Annotated in this window: 21 protein-coding genes and 2 pseudogenes; 11 read left to right on the top strand and 12 right to left on the bottom strand. The window is 61.5% G+C overall.

Annotation, left to right across the window (positions count from 1 at the left end):
* Window positions 1-148 precede the first annotated feature (148 nt).
* On the bottom strand, window positions 149-1612 hold the full coding sequence (locus tag EEB15_RS33775; RefSeq protein ID WP_158290198.1) for a S9 family peptidase: 1464 nt from the start codon (window positions 1610-1612) through the stop codon (window positions 149-151).
* A 124-nt stretch (window positions 1613-1736) separates the two neighbouring features.
* Between EEB15_RS33775 and EEB15_RS22970 the strand changes: the two genes are divergently transcribed.
* The 8 genes from EEB15_RS22970 (at window position 1737) to EEB15_RS22935 (ending at window position 5976) form a co-directional block, all read left to right on the top strand.
* A complete protein-coding gene (locus tag EEB15_RS22970; RefSeq protein ID WP_141512280.1) occupies window positions 1737-2891 on the top strand; it encodes an MFS transporter in 1155 nt (384 codons plus the stop codon).
* Window positions 2892-3059: 168 nt separating this feature from the next.
* Window positions 3060-3272: a hypothetical protein gene (locus EEB15_RS22965; protein ID WP_141512279.1), complete on the top strand. Its 213-nt coding sequence runs from the start codon at window positions 3060-3062 to the stop codon at window positions 3270-3272.
* Window positions 3273-3286: 14 nt separating this feature from the next.
* On the top strand, window positions 3287-3625 hold the full coding sequence (locus EEB15_RS22960; protein WP_141512278.1) for a hypothetical protein: 339 nt from the start codon (window positions 3287-3289) through the stop codon (window positions 3623-3625).
* Window positions 3626-3751: 126 nt separating this feature from the next.
* Window positions 3752-4033, top strand: coding sequence for a BrnT family toxin (locus EEB15_RS22955; RefSeq protein WP_141512277.1), 282 nt, complete (start codon window positions 3752-3754; stop codon window positions 4031-4033).
* Complete coding sequence (locus tag EEB15_RS22950; protein ID WP_141512276.1) at window positions 3987-4286, top strand: BrnA antitoxin family protein; 300 nt, start codon at window positions 3987-3989, stop codon at window positions 4284-4286. Before EEB15_RS22955 ends, EEB15_RS22950 begins: the two co-directional genes overlap by 47 nt.
* Before the next feature lie 16 nt (window positions 4287-4302).
* Window positions 4303-4644, top strand: a complete 342-nt coding sequence (locus tag EEB15_RS22945) for a hypothetical protein (protein WP_141512275.1) — start codon at window positions 4303-4305, stop codon at window positions 4642-4644.
* 6 nt (window positions 4645-4650) lie between these two features.
* Complete coding sequence (locus EEB15_RS22940) at window positions 4651-5688, top strand: nitronate monooxygenase family protein (RefSeq protein ID WP_255466383.1); 1038 nt, start codon at window positions 4651-4653, stop codon at window positions 5686-5688.
* A 129-nt stretch (window positions 5689-5817) separates the two neighbouring features.
* A complete protein-coding gene (locus EEB15_RS22935; RefSeq protein ID WP_141512273.1) occupies window positions 5818-5976 on the top strand; it encodes a DUF3309 family protein in 159 nt (52 codons plus the stop codon).
* On the opposite strand, the gene EEB15_RS22930 is transcribed toward EEB15_RS22935, so the two are convergent.
* From EEB15_RS22930 to EEB15_RS22915, 4 genes are all read right to left on the bottom strand, one after another.
* Window positions 5973-6284: a VanZ family protein gene (locus EEB15_RS22930; protein WP_233259586.1), complete on the bottom strand. Its 312-nt coding sequence runs from the start codon at window positions 6282-6284 to the stop codon at window positions 5973-5975. The two genes, EEB15_RS22935 and EEB15_RS22930, sit on opposite strands and share 4 nt — an antisense overlap.
* 102 nt (window positions 6285-6386) lie before the next feature.
* Window positions 6387-6719 (bottom strand): GYD domain-containing protein, encoded by a 333-nt coding sequence (locus EEB15_RS22925; RefSeq protein ID WP_141512271.1) that lies wholly within the window; start codon window positions 6717-6719, stop codon window positions 6387-6389.
* A 110-nt stretch (window positions 6720-6829) separates the two neighbouring features.
* On the bottom strand, window positions 6830-7555 hold the full coding sequence (locus EEB15_RS22920) for a TerC family protein (protein ID WP_141512270.1): 726 nt from the start codon (window positions 7553-7555) through the stop codon (window positions 6830-6832).
* Window positions 7556-7730: 175 nt separating this feature from the next.
* Window positions 7731-8378, bottom strand: coding sequence for a glutathione S-transferase (locus EEB15_RS22915; protein ID WP_141512269.1), 648 nt, complete (start codon window positions 8376-8378; stop codon window positions 7731-7733).
* A 51-nt stretch (window positions 8379-8429) separates the two neighbouring features.
* Here EEB15_RS22915 and EEB15_RS22910 point away from each other — a divergent pair, with 51 nt between their 5' ends.
* Both EEB15_RS22910 and EEB15_RS22905 read left to right on the top strand, forming a co-directional pair.
* Complete coding sequence (locus EEB15_RS22910; RefSeq protein ID WP_141512268.1) at window positions 8430-8867, top strand: hypothetical protein; 438 nt, start codon at window positions 8430-8432, stop codon at window positions 8865-8867.
* A gap of 89 nt (window positions 8868-8956) precedes the next feature.
* Window positions 8957-9295, top strand: coding sequence for a hypothetical protein (locus tag EEB15_RS22905; RefSeq protein WP_141512267.1), 339 nt, complete (start codon window positions 8957-8959; stop codon window positions 9293-9295).
* Window positions 9296-9404: 109 nt separating this feature from the next.
* Here the strand turns inward: EEB15_RS22905 and EEB15_RS22900 are convergent, their stop codons facing one another.
* The 6 genes and pseudogenes from EEB15_RS22900 to EEB15_RS22880 form a co-directional block, all read right to left on the bottom strand.
* Window positions 9405-10172, bottom strand: coding sequence for a right-handed parallel beta-helix repeat-containing protein (locus EEB15_RS22900; RefSeq protein ID WP_141512266.1), 768 nt, complete (start codon window positions 10170-10172; stop codon window positions 9405-9407).
* A gap of 75 nt (window positions 10173-10247) precedes the next feature.
* Complete coding sequence (locus EEB15_RS22895) at window positions 10248-11204, bottom strand: hypothetical protein (RefSeq protein ID WP_141512265.1); 957 nt, start codon at window positions 11202-11204, stop codon at window positions 10248-10250.
* A gap of 89 nt (window positions 11205-11293) precedes the next feature.
* Window positions 11294-11527: pseudogene (locus EEB15_RS22890) on the bottom strand (deaminase); the annotation flags it as partial.
* 338 nt (window positions 11528-11865) lie between these two features.
* On the bottom strand, window positions 11866-13251 hold the full coding sequence (locus EEB15_RS22885; protein ID WP_141512263.1) for a cytochrome c: 1386 nt from the start codon (window positions 13249-13251) through the stop codon (window positions 11866-11868).
* A 24-nt stretch (window positions 13252-13275) separates the two neighbouring features.
* Complete coding sequence (locus EEB15_RS34480) at window positions 13276-13404, bottom strand: hypothetical protein (protein ID WP_255466381.1); 129 nt, start codon at window positions 13402-13404, stop codon at window positions 13276-13278.
* Window positions 13405-13416: 12 nt separating this feature from the next.
* Window positions 13417-15486 carry a peroxidase family protein gene (locus EEB15_RS22880; RefSeq protein ID WP_199236602.1) on the bottom strand — a complete coding sequence of 690 codons (2070 nt, stop codon included), beginning with the start codon at window positions 15484-15486 and terminating at the stop codon, window positions 13417-13419.
* Window positions 15487-15725: 239 nt separating this feature from the next.
* Here EEB15_RS22880 and EEB15_RS22875 point away from each other — a divergent pair.
* A pseudogene (locus EEB15_RS22875) lies at window positions 15726-16260 on the top strand (integrase core domain-containing protein); the annotation flags it as partial.
* Between the two features lie 135 nt (window positions 16261-16395).
* Here EEB15_RS22875 and EEB15_RS22870 read toward each other — a convergent pair.
* Complete coding sequence (locus EEB15_RS22870) at window positions 16396-18009, bottom strand: peroxidase family protein (protein WP_141512262.1); 1614 nt, start codon at window positions 18007-18009, stop codon at window positions 16396-16398.

Genomic DNA, 18009 nt, shown 5'->3' with positions numbered 1-18009 from the left:
TCCAAACCACACTATGGAAACCTCTCTTCTTGCCGGCATAGGTATGTTCCTTGTCCTGCTTGCGATCGCTGCCGTTGTCACTCGGCAGCAGAAGCGCGAATGGGAGCGGCAGCTGCACCACGGCAACTGATGCGCCCCGGCGCCCGAATCAAAGATCCTTGGCGGCCTTGCTGAACTGATCCAGCACGAACCGCCAATACGGCAGCACGCATTCCTTGTGTCCCGCCGGTTCGCCCGCCGGGGCCACACACTCCGTCAACGAGACCCGATCGCCCGCGCCTCGCGCTTGCATCGCCTGCAAGGTGCTGGTCGCGCTCAGGTACGGGACGGTGCGGTCGTCACGGCCGTGAAAGAGGCTCACGGGGATTTGCGGTGCCCAGTCGAACACGTCGCTGAAGGTTTCGATGGCCGTGCGGTTGTCGGCCAGGTAGTTGTCGATCACGGTCGGCATGAAGGTGACTTCCGCATCGATCCCCAGCGACAGGCCCATCAGCAGATCACGCGCATGGCGCCGGTCGTCATCGCTCAGAAATTTCAGGATCCCCGGGTTGAGCAACTGGCCCAGTGGAGGGTAAGTCTCGCGAATGATGGCCAGAAGCTGGTCCATGGTGGCGCCGACGTTGTACGGCCCGGCACCCGCGACGACGCGGACAAGTTCGTTGCGATGGGCCGACGTGCCAGCCTGCAGCGCCTTGTGGGTGGCCATCGTCACATAGCCGCCCTCCGAGTAGCCCGTGAGAAAAAGCTGCTTGTTGTCGGGCACTTGCCGGGTTTGCCGCCAGTACTTTGCAGCCGTCAGGAAATCGATCACGGCAGACGCGGACGGACCCGACAACAAGTAAGGGTGCGGCGCCGCTGCAGACACGCCGTAGCCCACATAGTCCGCCGCCTGCGCGATGTAGCCCAGAGACGCCAGCACCACCGGCGGATCCCCGAGTTTCGTGAGGCTGCTCGGCGCATCGGCCTGGCGCTTGATGGTGGCATGTTGATAGCTCAGAACCGGGCTGAGGGCGTTGGTCGCCTTGTCCGGAACGGCAACCAGGCCGGACGCCAGGATCTGCTGGCCCTGGCCATCGACGGTGAGGTAGGTCAGGCGCCAGGCCTGAACGGCGTACTTGGGGGTGGCGAGAAAGGCCGCTTCCCCGTCGAGCGCAAGCGCGGCGCCGACTTCGGCGGGGCTGATCGTCTTGAGGTGCACCGCGTCCACGAACTGGCCCGGGCCCACCACGTTGACCGCGGCGGCCGTGATGCTGACCGAGGTGGTGCTGGATCCGTTCTGCTTTCCGTCGTTGACCACCAGCATCGCGGTGTAGACGCCCGCCACATCGGCGACGAAAGTCGCTTTCGCGAAACTGGCGCTCCCAACGATCGCGGTGCTGCCGGCCGGCTTCCCGGTGAGCGTCCAGGCGTAGCTCAGGGTGTCGCCATTGGCGTCCGAGCTACCGCTGCCATCGAGGGCCACAGCGGCATTGACGGTGACAGTTTGAGCGGCGACCGCATTCGCGACCGGCGGGGTGTTGGTGTTGGCCGGTGCGCCGCCGCCCCCTCCGCCCCCGCAGGCGCCCAGAAATGCGACGAACGACAGGACGCAGAGATACCTTGGGCAATTCATGGAAACAAAGTCTAACGACCCATGGCCCCGTAAAGCCCAGCTTTACGCACCGCGCAATGCGAGGTGCAACAGTTCTGCCCAGGATTCCTCACCTTGCCGCCAATGCTAGAGTCGGCGAGTCCTCATGCAATTTGTCACCCTGCTCGCCCTCGCGTCATTCTTCAGCGGCGCGGCGCTGCGGGTTTGCGATGGGCTCATCCCCCGTTTGGCGCAAGACTTCCAACTCACCACCGGCCAGGCCGGCAGTGCGGTCATCGTGTTCGCGATCGCATACGGCCTCATGCAACTGGTGTTCGGGCCACTCGCAGACCGCTTCGGCAAGGCACGCATGGTCACTGTGGCCGTCGGTGGCTGCTGCGTTTTGTCGTTGGCGTCAGCCGCCGCGCCGGACTTCGACACCTTGTTGCTGGCGCGTGTCGCGTGGGGCATGGCCGCGGCGGGCATCGTCCCCCTAGCCATGGCCTGGATCGGCGACGCCGTTGCGTTCGAAGAGCGGCAGCCCACGTTGGCCAGGCTTCTGCTGGGCACCTTGTCCGGGATGATGATGGGGCAGCTGGCCGGCGGCGTCTTTGCCGATCTGGCTTGGGGCTGGCGCGGCGCGTTCGTCACGCTCGCTGTCGGCTACGCCGTGGTGACGGTGCTGCTCGTCAGGCACTTGCGCGCAGCGGTGGCCGTCGCAGCTCCCGCGTCCACGGGGCACTTCCTCGACGGCCTGCGCGTGGTGGTCAGCACGCGATGGGCCTGGTGGGTACTCGCCGCGGCATTCGCCGAAGGTGTGCTGCTGCTGGGCCCGGCCGCGTACTTGCCCGCTTACTTGCACCAGCGCTTCGGGCTCTCACTCACTGTGGTGTCGGCGCTGCTGGCATTGAACGCCGTGGGTGGCCTGATCTACGCGATGACGGCCAAGATGATCGTCGCGCGCCTGGGCCAACGCCGCATGGTGCTGGTCGGCTGCGCCTTTGTAGGTGCGGGCTACTTGGCCTTCCTGCTTTCGCCGTGGGGTTGGACGGCCGGCCCCGTCGCACTCGTGGTCGGCATCGGCACTTACCTGTTTCACAACACGCTGCAGACGCATGCCACGCAGATGGCCCCGACTGTCCGCGGCAGCGCCGTGGCGATGTTCGCGTTCTGCCTCTTCACGGGTCAGGCAGTGGGTGTGATGCTGAGCGGGCTGGCCTTCGACCACGGCGGCCCGGCCTGGTTGCTGCTGCCGCCGGTGGTGGGGTTGCCGCTGGCGGGCTGGGCTTTTGCGAAGGCGCTGCGCCGCCACCTTGCCTGACGCCGCGGCAGCGCGCCGCTGCCGACCCTGGCGAGCGTGGCCTTGACCATCTCCATTGTTGACGGGTGGGACCACGATCATTCGGGTTTGAAGGATTGATTTGTGCCTGTATAAACGAGCGTCTCAATGCCGAGAACCCAATGCAGGTGCGGTGCCCAGGAGGATTCCATGTCCAGCTTAATGCGCAGCGGCCAGCTTATTTCGCAGGTTTTTCGAAATAAAGCGGCGCGTGTCGGACGTGTCCGGAATTTTTATACCGGATTGATGCGCGTCGAAGAAATGAAAAGTCTTTTGGATCAAGCAGTCGCGACGATTGATGGGACTGGATTGATGAGTGACGGTCGATTTAATCCGCAGAGTTTGCGGTATGCATCACGTTAGAGCTACAGAGTTCCATGAGCTCTCGTGCGGTGTTGCATTTAAAGCTGTCCGTTTTCTCGTGCATGTTTGGGGCGATGGCGACGTTGGCTAAACTGGCGTCGACAACTTGGTGGTCCTATTTTCACGACACGCTGCTTCTTGGTCGCTTTCATATCCTGGCAAGCTTCGCCGTTGGTTTTGTCGTGCTGAGTCTGGCGCTAGTGTCATGCGCAATTGGCGTCGCCGCGTGGTCGATCTTGTACTCGCGTCGCTTCTCGTTGTGCGAGAGACAAGACGCCTTTGTCTGTGCCTACCCAAAAGGTAGCTGGTCGCGTTTTGGGCTCAAGGTTGTTCGGTTGGTGTCGCCAAAATGAGCTCCAACTTTCCAATCGACACCGACCCACAACAGCAGGCTGCGGCTCCGCCGCTCATGTTGGCGATCCGGTCATCTTCGTTAAATTTCTTCCGGCACGCTTGTTATTTTGTAGATACAATATTCCATGCTCACATGGGATGAGGCCAAGCGCAAGCTCAACATCAAGAAGCACGGGCTGGACTTCGCCGGATGCGATGCAATTTGGGACCACTTCACGGTTACCCGTGAGGACATACGAGAGGACTATGGCGAGGCGCGCCAGGTTTGTTTCGGCATCCTGTACAACGAAGTGGTTGTGATGGTCTATACGGAGCGCTCGAAGGGGCCGCACGTTATCTCCCTACGAAGGGCAGAAAAGCATGAAGCACGCTACTACCGCCAAGTTGCCAAAGAAGACCTCGGCTAAGGTGTCTGACCCGGACAACCCTGCATGGACCGAAGACATGCTCGGAGCTCCTGTGGTACGGCGTGGCCGCGGGCCGCAAGCTGCACCGACGAAAGTGTTGACTTCCATACGTCTGGATGCCGACGTACTGGACTACTTCAAGTCTCAGGGCACGGGTTATCAGTCTCGCATCAATGACACTCTTCGCAAGGCAGTGAATCGAAATTTAACTGGTCGTCAAAGGCCGACAACGCGTAAACGCGCGGCGGCTTAACTTAACGTTCGGCGCAATGAAAGTTCGTCGCACACCGCAACGGAAGAAGGCGCTCAGCCTCGAACGTGATCGTCGCAACAGTTACGGTGAGCGAGGAGCGAATTCCCGTTTCGCGATCGCCAGGCATAAGGCGAAGGACTTGCGACGGATTCGTCGCATGGAGAACGCGCCCCTTGCGTCACGCACGCTTACAGCAGCGCAAGACGAGCTTGCCGAAGTGCAGCTCCGCACGGTTGCGCACCCACCTCGCTCCTGGAAGAAGAGCCCAGACAGGTCACTGGCGAAGAGCATCGAGAAGAAGCTGGGTCGCCGTGCTGCGATCATCGAGGCAGGCGGCAGGAGGCGCGCGCATGGTTAACACTCAATCGACACGGACCCACCACAGCAGAAGGCGGCTTTCCCGCCCCGGCGCCATTTTCGAAAGACCGCCATGACGTTGGACACCCGCCTGACCGAGTTGTTGAAGATCGACAACCCGATTCTCCTGGCCCCCATGGACGTAGTGGCCGATGCACGGCTCAGCGCTGCCGTCAGCGCGGCCGGTGGCCTCGGCATCCTCGGCGGTGGCTATGGCAATCGCGAGTGGCTCACCCGCGAGCTGGACTTGCTCTCCAGCTCGGGGCAGCGGTTCGGTGTGGGCTTCATCACCTGGGCGCTGCAAAAACAGCCCGAGCTGCTCGACCTCGCGCTCGAATACCGCCCCGCCGCCGTGATGCTTTCGTTCGGCGAGCCCGACCGTCTCATTCAGAAAATTCATGCCACCGGTTCACTCGCCATTTGCCAAGTCCAGACGCTCGCGATGGCGCTCGATGCCATCGCCGCGGGAGCCGATGTGCTGGTGGCGCAGGGAACCGAAGCCGGAGGGCACGGCGCATCCCGCGGGCTGTTCACGCTGCTGCCGGAACTCGTCGATATCGATGGCGGCAAGACGCCCGTCGTCGCGGCCGGCGGCATTGCCGACGGGCGGGGCGTGGCGGCCGCGCTGATGCTCGGGGCCTCGGGCGTGCTGATGGGCACGCGGTTCTATGCCTCCGAAGAAGCGGCCACGCCCGCGTCGGCGAAAGAGCGCGTCTGCCGCGCGAGCGGCGACGACACGGTGCGCAGCATCGTGTTCGACATCTCGCGCCGCAACGTCTGGCCCGCACCGTTCACCGGCCGTTGCTTGAAGAATTCACACACGCAGCGTTGGCTGGGCCGCGAAGTGGAACTGCTGCAGAACGCCGCGCAAGAGGCCGAACGCTATGCCTCCGCGCGCGCCGCGGGCGACTACGACGTAGCAGCCGTGATTGCCGGGGAAGCTTCAGGTTTGATCAGGGACGTTCTGCCCGCGGGAGCGATCGTCGCCAGGCTGATGACAGAGACAACGGCGGCGCTCAAATCAAGGCCGAAGGGGACTTCTTGAGCGGGCATGACTTGGTGTTGATAGCCGCGCCTTGAGTCACCCTTTCCTACCTCAACCGTAGGCTTCGTCCTGCCCAGTCGTTTCCCTGTGGGTGCGAGGATGATTTTTCCCCCTACCTAGGAAACGATCATGTCACTCTCCCTCATCCTTATCATTGTTCTCATCCTGCTTCTGGTCGGCGCTCTGCCGACTTGGGGACACAGCCGCAACTGGGGCTACCGTCCGGTCGGCGGTTTGGGGCTGGTGCTGCTCATCCTGCTGGTGCTGCTTTTGATGGGCAAGATCTAGTCTCGCTCGATCCGCGAGTGAACGAAACGTCGCGCAATCCCACCCCGGATTGCTGCGGCCACGAACAACCCGACAACATCGGCCGCGACGTCATGCCAGTCCGCCTGGCGTGTCGCGGTCAGCATTTGCATCAGCTCGATCGCGCATCCGTAGGCGACAAGACATGCGGCCAGGTTCCAGCGCTGCTCCGGCCATGCGGTCCATCCCAGAGCGCCAAGAACGGCGAAGGCGAAGACGTGATTCGCCTTGTCCCAGTTGGACAGTGGAATGGGCGGAGTGGGCGATAGCGCGAGGTAAAGGATGGCCACCGCGCAAACCCGTGACGACGTGCGCGGTGTTCTTCGCCAGCCCACGGAATCTCACCTTCATCAGAGTGAAGCGCCGCCTTGCGGAAATCCCCCGCCGCCGGCCTATTCTTTTTCCCCTGGCGGCCGGTACTTGATGGACGAGGCTTTTTGCAGCGCTGTCATGGTTTCCTCGACAGACAGCAGGACGGTTGTTTGAACCGAGTTCAAGGCGCCGCCCGCGTTGATGGCCAGCGCGGCGGCCGCCATCGCGACGTTGTCGGGCGCTTCCCATAAGTTGTAGCCGTCATGCTCGCCGAAGGCATACCAAAAACCGTGCAGCTTGCCGCCGACGGATTCGATGTACTGCCTCGCGGCGTCCCGGCGGTCCTCCGGGTTCTTGATGAGTTTCGCCCACGTGGCGGGCGCGTAGCTGAAGCGGGTCAGGTAGAGCGGCATCGAGGTCTCCTTCACTGGCTTCCTGCCGGGCAAAAGTGCTGGCGCAGAATTGATGATTCTGCGCTCGCTCCCTTTTTGCCGCAAAGCGGCCCGACCGGCGGCCGGCCCGCCTACGGGCGCGCCATGGGGCGCCTGCGCAGCCTCAGGTTGAGCATCTCGACGGCCACGGAGAACGCCATCGCGAAGTAGACATACCCCTTCGGCACGTGGAACTCCAGGCCGTCGGCCACCAGCACCATTCCGACCATGATGAGAAACGACAAGGCGAGCATCTTGATCGTCGGATTGGCAGAGACAAAACGCCCGATCGCGCCGGCGAACAGCATCATCATGCCGACCGAGAGGATCACGGCGGCCACCATCACGGCCAATTCATCCACCATGCCGACGGCCGTGATGATCGAATCGAGCGAGAACACCATGTCGACCAGCATGATCTGGACGATCACCGCGCCGAAGGTGGCCCGCGCCTTTGAATCCTGGTAGTGCTCGTCGCCGACGAGCGTCCCATGGATCTCGCCTGTGCTCTTCCAGATGAGGAACAACCCGCCCGCGATCAGGATGAGGTCGCGGCCGGAAATCTCCTGGCCCACCAACGGCAGCTTGAACAGTGGCGCCGTCAGGCCGATGATCCAGGCCAGGAGCATCAACAGGCCGAGCCGCATGAACATGGCCATGAACAGCCCAAGCCGCCGGGCCGTCTCCCGCCGTTCTGGTGGCAGCTTGTCCACCAGGATGGAGATGAACACGATGTTGTCGATTCCCAGCACCAGTTCCAGCGCTGTGAGCGTCAGCAGGGCGATCCACGCCTGAGGATCGGTCAGCAGTTCCACCATCGCGCCCACTCCCTGGCTGTCTCACGCAACGAAGCTTGCTTCCAGCGCACTCCATTGCGTTGTGAACGCATCGAACAGTGTTGCCGCCCGCTGTTTCGCCGCTGCTTCTTTGTCGGGCTGCTGGTTCTGGGAGGGTGGATGCTGGTGGTCTAGCCGGCGCGCTGAGCGCGGCTTTTTAGAATTGCACGCGAAGGCCGCTCGGCACCTTCTTCATGCAGGCTTCGAACAGTTCACTGTCGAGCCAGCCCTGCAACCATTGCTGAGTTGCTTTCAAGGGCAGCGCATCGAACCAGCCGGGATCGACTGCGCGAAACTGTCGCACGAAGGGGAATATGGCGAGATCGGCTGCACAGGGTTCACGCCCGCCCAGATAAGGCTCTATCGCCAACTGCTGCTCGAGCACCCTGAGCAGGCAACTCACGGCCTCATCACGATGAAAAGCCGGGTCGGTTTCTGCGACACGTTGTGTGTACTTGTAAAGATCGAGGTGCTGCTTGAACGGCCCATCGTTGAGCTCAATCAATGTCCGGTTGGCCGGTGTGTCCGATCTTTGCCACCAGCCCTCATCCTCTTGATTCCCACCCTGGAAGGCCCAACGCATGATGTCCAGGCTTTCGTCGACGACCCGGCCATCGGGCAACACCAGAACCGGCACAGTTCCCTTCGGTGAAATCTCCAGCATCTCGCGTGGCTTGTCCCTCAGCACGACTTCATACGCATCGAACCCAACCGATGCTTGAAGAAGTGCCATGCGCGCGCGCATGGCGTAAGGACAGCGGCGGTAGGTGTAGAGAAGTGGATGGTGGTGGACTTGTTCAGACATTCGCCAGCATAATGACGCCGTCATGGCCTAGGTTGGAGACTTGGAGCGAACATGAAAATGGTTCACGCAGACATTGTGGTCTACAAGAAATTCGCCAGCTACGTCAAGAACGAGTTGCCGAAGGTAGCAACCAACAAGATCATTGCGAAGGCGCTCCTGGAGATTGGTCAACTCGACGGGCCGACCTTGAAGCGAGCACTGGAGTGGGGATGTGGACCCGACATCAAGATCGTAGGGCTCGTTGACGCCTACGGCGAATTCACCCCGGACGAGAACTCCAACGAAATTCGGATCGACACGAAGGTCGTCGCGGACTTTGAAGCTGGCCGAGGCTGGCGCCGGACGAAGAGCGGCAAAAAAGTGGCACTTGCCGGCGTAACGCTGCTGCACGAACTCACACATTGGGGCGACGATCAGGATGGGATTGATCGCGAAGGTGAGGAAGGCGAAGAGTTCGAGACTCGTGTTTACGGGTTGGTGATCAATTGATCAACGCTACGCGACGTCGCGCATGCGCTTTGCTGGTCGCTATTGCGGCTATCGGGTTGTCGTCGTCACATCTCTTGGAGGCGAAGCAAATGAACACTAAGTCGGCCGTTCTGCAAGCGGTTGTCGATGCGCCGCAACTCGACAAGTACTTTCATGCGGACAAGCGCCCCGAGAGAAGCCCGCTTCGGATCGTCAAAGGTCCTTGGTACGAAGACGACATGCAGGTGCAGAAGTTTGGCAAAGCCGTTGTATTTGTCCCGGCCGATGCGCCCGGCGGCATCGCTCTCGAGATCGGGGAACTTACTGTGTCGGCTGACAGTGCACAGGTGGCCTTTGTCTATGCTGTTGAAGGCATCGCCGGCACCGCGAAGTTGCAGAAGACCGGGAGCGGGTGGGTTGTTCAAACGATGACCGTTCGCGAACGGTAGATCCAGGCCGCATGCCACCCGCGCAGCAGCGGAAGGCCGCGGAGGCCCTTGCCATGGAGGCGGCATTCGATGCAGTGATCGCGGTGCATGGATGGAGCGGATCACCAGATCATTTTTTTAAAACAGAGCTTGGCGCGTCCCCGTCCGACAGGACATTGTCGCCATAGGAGGCGATGGCGGCGCCGTCGTAGAAGTGGAGCGATTGGGGCGTTCGATTGATCACATTGCCGGAAATCTCGACCCGGCTTTGCGGGCCAACGGCCTGGATTCCGGTCATGCCGCTACCGACGATCACGGAATTCCACACATAGGCCGTACTGGCGTCGCCGAGCGTGCTCACCCAGATACCCTTCTCGGCATTGTTGATCCGCGCATTGTCGACGGTCAGAAAGATCCGGCCCCTTCCAACCAAGTTATTGATGTAAATTCCGGCCGATGAAAAATTGCGGATGGTCGTATTGCGCACCACCACCTGACCCCCTCCCAGGATCAGGATGCCGACAGCTCCGTCGCGGCCTCCGTCGATGTCGAGACCTTCGATGACGATGCGAGCGTCGGCAGGGGCGTCGATGACGAGCCCGTTGTAGCCGGTCACAACAATGCTGCCGAGCGCGCCTACGGCCTTGATCGTGATCGATTTCTTGATGTCGAGCTGCCCCCCGAAACTGCCGCTGTCGAGCACCTGGATCTGGCCCCCGTTCAAGGTCGCGCCATAGGCTTGGCTAAACGTCCGGCACGGCTGTGTGCGCGAACACAAGCCGTTAGGGGTCCCAGTACTGGAAACCCATGTCTGCGCTGTCTGGCCCATCGCGGGGGAGGCCGACAGGATCGACGCGGCGGCCAGAGCGCCCAGGAATTGCCACAGAGCATCACGCATCTTCGTCTCCCTTTGAAACCGGGCTGCATTCCAGCTGCCGAAATTACGGTGACTCCGCTCGCCCTCAGCCCCGCGCTACGCTGGTTCGATCCATAGATAGACGAGTTGAAGCAGGGTTCCACCGATAAAGAAAAGCCAAAGCATGGCCCACATGATCTTTGTCAACATCATATGGCGCTTGCGGGAAAGAATCAGCCATAGTCCCGCGATTGAACCGACAAGGCCGAAGAACATGAAAAATCCAACCAAAACAAAACTCCCTGTGAGGGACGCCTCTTCGCCATCGGGCGATTTCACGATGCGCATGGAGTCCGGCATGAGAAACGCTGGAAAGGGAGCGCCCAGCAGCAACGCAAGCAATGCGCCCGTAGCCGCGACGACGAACAGGCTGAGCACGAGTGTGACGACGCCATCGCGGCGCACACTGGCCGGGGTGGGGTTGAGGATCGGATTTTCCTTGGGGTGATAGTGCTCGAATACGCGCACGCCTTCGGCGCGCGCGGAAGCGGGCACCGGCACGCGCAGGGTCAGCTTCAGCGCGCCGCCTTTCCTGGAATAGGACTTGGGAAATTCGATGCATTCGGGATCGACTGGAGCGTTGAGCCAGTTGATCTCACGACCGTGACGGTCCAGGCCCGCGATGCTATGGTATGAGCCATCGACAATGATGTTGCCGCTGCCGACGATGACATCCACGCCCTGCGGTGGTGTTTGTGTTCGGATGCGCATGTCGTTTCGCAGCGTTGGGTGCTCGGCGGCGCGAATCTCGTCGAAGGCGCGGAAGCGGTCCCAATCGCCGGCGGTGACGTGCCAGCGGGCGATCAAGTCCTTGCCCGACATCAGGTGTGCGTAACCGATGGCCGAAAAGAGCGCCCACAGAAAAGTGAAGGGGAAGATCACGGCCAAGGTCATGCCGACGATAGCGAGAATGGCAGTGATTGTGTTGCCGGCCTCGACGTGAAAAGCATAGGCAAGCAGAACCAGCCCGGCTCCCAACACGGCCAGGCAGATCGACCACAGCGCTTTGCTCAAGGGATTACGCATATAGTGCCGGCAATCATACGGAAGTGCCGGGAGTCCGCCTGTGACGAGCGGCAGCTTTCCCGGCAGAGAGCAGGCGTTCACGGCACGGGCGCGCCGGCATCCCTCAAGTCTTCCCCGTGGATCATGCGCGCAATGCCTGCCTGCGCGGCGGCCGCTTCGCACAGGGCACACGGCCGCGAGGTCGAGTAGAGCACCGCACCCTTGAGCACTTGCGCACCGAAGCGCTCCTGGGCATCGCGGATCGCTTCGCGTTCGGCATGCGCGTTCGGGTCGTTCCGCTGGCGTACGCGGCTGGGGCCCTCGCCCACGACGTTTGCGGATGAATGCCGAAGGTAAACGTCGCGGCCGACCGCCCGAGTTCCTCGCGCAAGGCAGCGCCCAGGCCGTCAGCGGTCTTCACGGCTCCTTCGTCGATAGCGGTATCGGGCCGCGCCATGTACTTCACTGGCTTGACGCCGAGTATGTGGGGTGTGGCGCTCCAGTAATTCGACTTCAGGGGTGAAGCCTCGAACTCCGCGACAACGCAGGCATGATGCTTCGGATGCTGCCCGCGGCGGGTCACGCCGTTCCTCACCGACAGAGTCTTGAGGTTCATTGCGCTGATGCGGGCGATCATCGCATCAGCGTTCGCTGCTTCCATGCCAGGCTCTCACTGCGTTTTCAGGAATTCGAGGAGGGCATCTTTCTCCGGTGCGGACAGGGTTGTCCCGTACTCGTGGCCGGCATTGCTGTTGCCCCGCAGCGTCGTGTCGAACTTGAATCCCGTTTCACACTTGAACCCCACATCAATGGGATCGAAGGTCGTGCATCCACGCCGGAACGACTTCGGCCGCTCCGAGGCGGGCGCCAGGAGGTCCCTCAGCGTCGGGATCGACCCGTTGTGCAGGTAAGGCCCGCGCGCCCAGATGCCGTCCAGGGGCATGTTGACGTAGCCAGCCGTTGTTCTGTAATGGGAGAACTGCCACGAATATCCCTTGCCGACCTTGTCGAAGTTGGCGACCATCGTTTCGGAAAAGAGCGTGTTCCTTTCAGAGTCCGTCCGCAAAACCTGAACCGGGCTGACCTTTCCAACGTCCCGGCCGTCGGGAGCGTGGCAGGTTGCGCAACCGGAACGCTCGTACACCGCCTTACCGACGGCGGCGCGCGCGGCGTCAACCGACAGTGGAAAGGCAGGCGCCTTATGATCGAGGAGCCAGGCAGACACCCGGCCTATGCTGTGCCGGTCCAGCAACCAGTCCGCCGTGCCTCCAGCCAGCGCCGCGGAGATGTTGCGTTCGTCGAGCGAGGAATTGTTGCCGTCCCAATGGAACGTGCCGACGAGGCGAGGCCGCTGGTTCCAGACAGAGGGAAAATCGACCGTACCGACTGCGTCATCGAGCTCCGGATTGAGTCCCCATCGCGAGCGCCAGAAATTTCCGGCGTCGGTGCGTCCCGGACCGTGGCCAGGACGCCGCTCCATCCAGGCAAGAGAAGTCTTCAGCGATGCGATCTCCTCCTTCAGCTTGCCGAAAACGACAAACTGCAGTAAGGCCTTGTCAAAAAAGCCGATCGGCCGCTGGTTCTTCTCGGCACTTTCGATCACCGCGCCGGCAGTCAGCCTTGGATCACTACCCGCCGCGATCAGGAACCGGATGTACCCCTGCAGGTCCAGCTGCTCCGCCGGCCCACCCAGCACGAGATGCGGCTTGTTCCCCGCGTCGATGACGCTAGTGTGGCAGGTGGCGCAATTGAAGCCGACCCGCAACACGCCATAGCGGCGAACACTGATGCCAATGGGCAGCTCGCGATCGGGCTCGCTGATGAGGCCGAATCCGGAATAGCCGCGGGGGATCTTCTCCGGGAAGATCGAAGGCAGCTCCCGCCAGATGAGGTAAGGGAATCCGTTGACCTCGGCACCGATCGACCCGTACTTGAAGTGCATCTCCTGGTCATCGAAGGATTCGGGGGGCCAGGGCTTCAGGCTGAGGCGCTTATATTCCAGAGATAGCGCGGCGGCAAGGAGTCCAAAGGCGATGAACAACACAATGCGGGTCATGGGCGTCCCTCGTGGCGTTAGGCGTTACTTGATGAAATTCAGCGGCGTGCGGCAGATATCCCGCACGTAATCGGGGACGCCTAGGTCGGTGAACGTCAGCAGCATCGCCAGCAGCAGCAACGTGGAGACAAACAGGAGCTGGAACCGAGTCATGGCAGGCCCCTTCTACTCGCGCCGCCAGTCGCTGCGCGTCATGCCGACGTAGCCTAGTGCCTGTGCCTCACGGGGCGCAAGCACCCTGCGCAACAGGTCCGAGAGGGTGGATGTCTGCTCGATCTGCTGCAGACCGTACTCGGAAAACGTCGAAGCGTTAAATACGTGCTCGGACAGCAGCGGATTCGTCAGCGCCTGAGAGAAGGCGTCTACGGCAACCATGCGCAGGATCGTTTGCGGAAGCGGGGAATTCTTCACACGGTCCTCCGAAAAGAGTCCCGGGAAGAACTCGACCAGTTCGGGCGAGGAATACCTCGCCTTCAGGACCGCGACGATGTCCGGTGAACTCGAGATGTCTTCGAATGTCTTTGGCCGCTTCATCCGGACGTACTCCTGATAGTCTGCGAGCGGGGCGAGCTCGCAGATGCGCCCCTGCAGGATGGAAGCGATCTCGACGCGGTGTAGGCTATCGGCGGTATTGAGGGCCCCGAGCGCTCCGGCCGGCTGGCCGCTCATGTCTTCGAATGCGCGGCGCAGGCCTCCCCTGACGAGCAATCGGTTATCAAAGAAGGTGCGGCCCACCGGGTGGCTGATCCCGCTCCAGGTGATGTGATCGGGGATGAGGGAATGCCACCGGTACAGCAGCCCGAACTCGGTCGTGATCCAGTTCGGCTTGTTCCAGCCCGCGTTCCAGGCGATGGACGGGTCGGCACGGATCTTGAACGCCAGGGGCGTGATGTGGTTGATGTAGTCTTCCACCACGATCTTGATGAACTCGACGATCACAACCATGCGTGTCGTTTCGAACACCCGGTCGTCATCCCAACCGGCGTTCAGCTCGCCAAGCTTGCGCGCGATGCGATTGTGTTCGCGCAGAAAAAGGGTGTTCATCATGGCCGTCTGCGGCACCGAATTGGCGCGGTCGCCGCCAAATGCGAACAACGCGGCCCGCCTGGCGCGCGCGTCCTCGCGTGTTTGCGAATCGGGAGCCTCGCATTGCTTGTTCAGGTCATCAAGGCCGATCGGCATGTCGAGCCCGATGAACTGGGGATCGAGCACATCGCCCGCATAGAGATAGGGAGCGTATTCCTCACCTTCGACCTGCGACTTCAGCAATCCCCGTGTCTCGGGAGCGCCAGGTACCACGCGCAGCAACCGGGTCTGGGCGTCATTGAGGCCATAGAGCTGACAAAGGTCGATGCCGTGGTTCGACGTGTTGCGCCGCTGTCGGTTCGGGTCTGCCTGGTCCGAGCTCGTGCGGATGAAGCCATCCGTGAGGTATTGCGCGAACGCGGGAAAGAGGCAGGTGGACTTCTTGCAGAGGGATTGCTTTCCAGTTGGGCGCACGAACAGCTCGGCCACCTTTGCGGGCTCTGGCGGCGCATAGCCGGGTGGCGGGGTCCATGCCGGAAGGTGCCGCGCGCTCCACGTTCGGTCCATCAGGCCGCGCCAGGACACATAGGGATAGACGTTGCTCCACGGATGCGGCCGGGTGCGCACGCGGCTCACGGCTCCGTCGATCACCTGGCGGTTCACCCAACGCTCCAGCAACGGAAACTCGGCGAGCAGCCGCACGAGCCATGCCGCTTCAAGCAGCTTCATGCCCACGTCACCGAGCCACTCCTTGATTCGCGGAAGGAGCCCTAGCGACTTCATGTCCGTATAGAACGGCAGGAAGAGTGCCGAGAACACGACGTGCGGCAGGACATGGTGATACCAAATGTCCTCGAGCACGAAGATAAACCAATACCCCACCAGAAAGTTGAGGGCCGTAAAGATCCAAAACCCGATCCTGTAGCGGAGGTACATCAGGTAGATGCCGAATGCGCCACCCAGGAAGATCGGCGCCATCAGCTGGCGCTGGATGTAGCCCGGATAGAAGGAGTCGCTCACGCTTCTGTACAGCATCATGGCGCCGACCAGCGCGCAGATGACGTTGAGCAGGCGGTCCTTGAATTGCTGGCTGACCACGTTCACCCGATCCGCGTGCCGCACAGGGGCATTGGTGGGAGCGGGATCGAAGCTCGGGGCCGGGTCGAGGGCCAAGGCATCACCCGTTGGTGATGCGGTTTGCGATTGCATCATTCTCTCCTCCCAATGGCTGGTGTCCAGCTGCTTGGCTCCTGGTATCTAAATGTCGCACCGATGATGCGTTCATGTCAACAGTGAGTTAGCCCCCCTGAATCTCCTGACACGGTCTATCGCCTATCTTTACTGGCAGGAGAAGACTGTGTGCATAACTAGGCATGCAGAGACGATCGAAGTTGTCTAACTGGAGCGGCGCACGTATGGGTCGGGCATGAGCGTGTTGCTGGTGGCCAGGCAGGAGGATTGGGTGCGACTCGGGCGAAACCGTGACGGTCGCGTTCGTCAAGGATTGCTGCGACCGCGAGGCGATTGCGCACCGCGGTTGGGCCGGCGGGGGCCTGCCAGGCGAGCCGGTGCGCGAGATGCTGATCGAGGCCGTAGAGAAACGCTTTGGCGCCGTGGAGGCCGTCCCAGAGTGCTGGCTTCTGGAATTCCTGAGCGACAACGGCGGGGCTTACATTGCGCAGGATACCCACGCGGTGGCTCGTTCGTTGGGCTTGACGCCGATCCACACGCCGGTGCGTTCGCCGCAGAACAACGGGATGACCGAAAGCTTCGTGAACACGTTCAAGCGCGACTACGTCACGCGCATTGGACCTCAGCGACGCGCACACCGTGTTGCGGCAGTTGCCGGGCGCCTTCGAGCACTTCAACAAGTTGCACCCGCATTCCAGTTTGAGAATGAAATCGCCGCGCGAATTCAGGCGGCAGCAGATCGAGCTCCAGCGCCGCGCTCAGGATGAAAAGTCGGCGCTAAACTGCGTATAGGGCGTGTCCGGGAGTACAGAGGAAAAAACACTTCTTCCCAAACTTGTAACGGACGAAGAGGTTGTTGACGTTGAAGTTGCAGACAGCACCGAGTGATCCTCCGTGTCAATGGGATGGCTGCGGCGCGCGATATCCTTAGAACACTTGTTGGGGTTCCGGTTCGTCCTGCAGTGGTGCCAACACAGTCGGTTGGTGCTGGGGCGTGAAGGTCATTCCGATCGGGCGTGTCTGGGAGCCACCGGCTGAATTGCGCACGACGATGTCGCGCAGCTCGCGCGTGTCGTTGATAGCATCCCAACCCGGCCGAGAGAAGGTCGCCATCTCGTACACATGCTCCGACAGCAGGGGATTGGTAAGCGCCTGGGAGAACGCATCAAGTGCGACGAGTTTGCGCATCATCGGCGGCAGTGGCGAGTCCGAGTCGTTGTCTTCTGCAAAGAGGCCGGGATAGAACTCCACGTCCTCGACCCGCGCGTACGCTTTCTTCAGGAGAGCCACGACCTCCTTGTTGGAAGAGATGTCCTCGAAGCGCTTCGGCTCGGGGAGGGTTACATATTTGCGGTAGGCGGCGTACGTTGGCAATTTGCATAGACGCCCTTGCTCGATGGCGCGTATTTCCCGTTCCAAAAGCGCATCGGCCGTGTTCATCGCGCAGAGTTCACCAGCAGCCTGGGCACTCTGTTCCTCGAATGCGCGTCTCAGCCCGACAGACAGGAGCAGCTCGTTGTTCATCAAGGTAACGAACACTGGGATCGCTTGGCCGCGCCAGCGCATCACGTCTGGCACGAGTGGATGCCAGCGGTAGAGAAGGCTGAATTCCGTCGTGATCCAGTTGGGGCGGTTCCACTTGGCGTCCCATGCGACTTCGGGGTCCACATGGAACCGGACGGACGCCGAGATGTGGTTGATGTATTCCTCCACTACGATCTTGATGAAGAGCACGATGACCGTGTTGCGGGCGACCTGAAACACGTGCTCGTCATCCCAGGTGGGATTCGCAGCTTCGATGGTCCCGGCCAGCCGGTTGTGCTCACGCAGGAACAGCGTATTGATCATTGCCACTTGCGGCGACGCGTTGGTCCGGTCACCGCCAAACGCGAAGATGAATTTGGCGATCTGCGGCCGATCCTGCAATAGTGTGGACAGGCCTAGGGGCGGATCGAGCTTCTCGAACTCTTTCTTGATGACGCCGTTGTCCAATAGGTAAGGGGCGTACTCTTCCTTGCCCACCATTTGGGACTTCAATCGCCCTTTCTTTCCTGGCTGCTGCGATTTAAGGCGCAGAGCGTCCGTCTGCTCGATCGTGCGACCGTAAAGCGGGCACATGTCTATCTCGTGGTTGGATGTGTTTTGAAGGCGCAGGCTGTCAGGCTCACCCGCGCTGCTGTCATTCATACGGGTGCGGATAAAACCGTCAGTCAGATATTGCGCGAACGCCGGGAACAGGCATGTCGAGCGTTTCGAGAGCTTTTGCCCAGTTGGAGGCCGCCTGAACAGTTCCACGACGGCCTTTGGATCAGCGGTTGGTGGCGTCTGCGTCGGGGACAGATGCCGGCCGCTCCAGCGGCGGTCGCTCAGCGTCACCCATGACACGTAGTCGTGCGCGGTGCTCAAGGGGTGCGGTCGATTGCGGGCGACATTGACGGTCGCGTTGATGGCGATGCGATTGACCTTGCGGTCAAACCATCTCCAGTTTGCGGCCACGCCGGCCACAATGTTGGTCAAGAACGCGGGCAGCTTGTCGAGCAT

It is taken from the genome of Ramlibacter sp. WS9 (assembly GCF_003797765.1).
Classification (GTDB): domain Bacteria; phylum Pseudomonadota; class Gammaproteobacteria; order Burkholderiales; family Burkholderiaceae_C; genus Ramlibacter.
Note: the sequence above shows the minus strand (reverse complement) of the source record. Positions and strands in the feature narration are given on the sequence as shown.

Coding starts and splice junctions, on each gene's coding strand:
- EEB15_RS22870 (WP_141512262.1), bottom strand. CDS start 18,009: ATGCTCGACAAGCTGCCCGCGTTCTTGACCAACATTGTGGCCGGCGTG.
- EEB15_RS22925 (WP_141512271.1), bottom strand. CDS start 6,719: ATGCCGCTCTACCTGACCCGCTTCAGCTACGCGCCCGCCACGTGGGCG.
- EEB15_RS22920 (WP_141512270.1), bottom strand. CDS start 7,555: ATGGTGGAACTGCTGACCGATCCTCAGGCGTGGATCGCCCTGCTGACG.
- EEB15_RS34480 (WP_255466381.1), bottom strand. CDS start 13,404: ATGACTCGGTTCCAGCTCCTGTTTGTCTCCACGTTGCTGCTGCTGGCG.
- EEB15_RS22955 (WP_141512277.1), top strand. CDS start 3,752: ATGCTCACATGGGATGAGGCCAAGCGCAAGCTCAACATCAAGAAGCAC.
- EEB15_RS22915 (WP_141512269.1), bottom strand. CDS start 8,378: ATGTCTGAACAAGTCCACCACCATCCACTTCTCTACACCTACCGCCGC.
- EEB15_RS22935 (WP_141512273.1), top strand. CDS start 5,818: ATGTCACTCTCCCTCATCCTTATCATTGTTCTCATCCTGCTTCTGGTC.
- EEB15_RS33775 (WP_158290198.1), bottom strand. CDS start 1,612: ATGAATTGCCCAAGGTATCTCTGCGTCCTGTCGTTCGTCGCATTTCTG.
- EEB15_RS22950 (WP_141512276.1), top strand. CDS start 3,987: ATGAAGCACGCTACTACCGCCAAGTTGCCAAAGAAGACCTCGGCTAAG.
- EEB15_RS22900 (WP_141512266.1), bottom strand. CDS start 10,172: ATGCGTGATGCTCTGTGGCAATTCCTGGGCGCTCTGGCCGCCGCGTCG.
- EEB15_RS22965 (WP_141512279.1), top strand. CDS start 3,060: ATGTCCAGCTTAATGCGCAGCGGCCAGCTTATTTCGCAGGTTTTTCGA.
- EEB15_RS22960 (WP_141512278.1), top strand. CDS start 3,287: ATGAGCTCTCGTGCGGTGTTGCATTTAAAGCTGTCCGTTTTCTCGTGC.
- EEB15_RS22885 (WP_141512263.1), bottom strand. CDS start 13,251: ATGACCCGCATTGTGTTGTTCATCGCCTTTGGACTCCTTGCCGCCGCG.
- EEB15_RS22905 (WP_141512267.1), top strand. CDS start 8,957: ATGAACACTAAGTCGGCCGTTCTGCAAGCGGTTGTCGATGCGCCGCAA.
- EEB15_RS22945 (WP_141512275.1), top strand. CDS start 4,303: ATGAAAGTTCGTCGCACACCGCAACGGAAGAAGGCGCTCAGCCTCGAA.
- EEB15_RS22970 (WP_141512280.1), top strand. CDS start 1,737: ATGCAATTTGTCACCCTGCTCGCCCTCGCGTCATTCTTCAGCGGCGCG.
- EEB15_RS22910 (WP_141512268.1), top strand. CDS start 8,430: ATGAAAATGGTTCACGCAGACATTGTGGTCTACAAGAAATTCGCCAGC.
- EEB15_RS22880 (WP_199236602.1), bottom strand. CDS start 15,486: ATGCAATCGCAAACCGCATCACCAACGGGTGATGCCTTGGCCCTCGAC.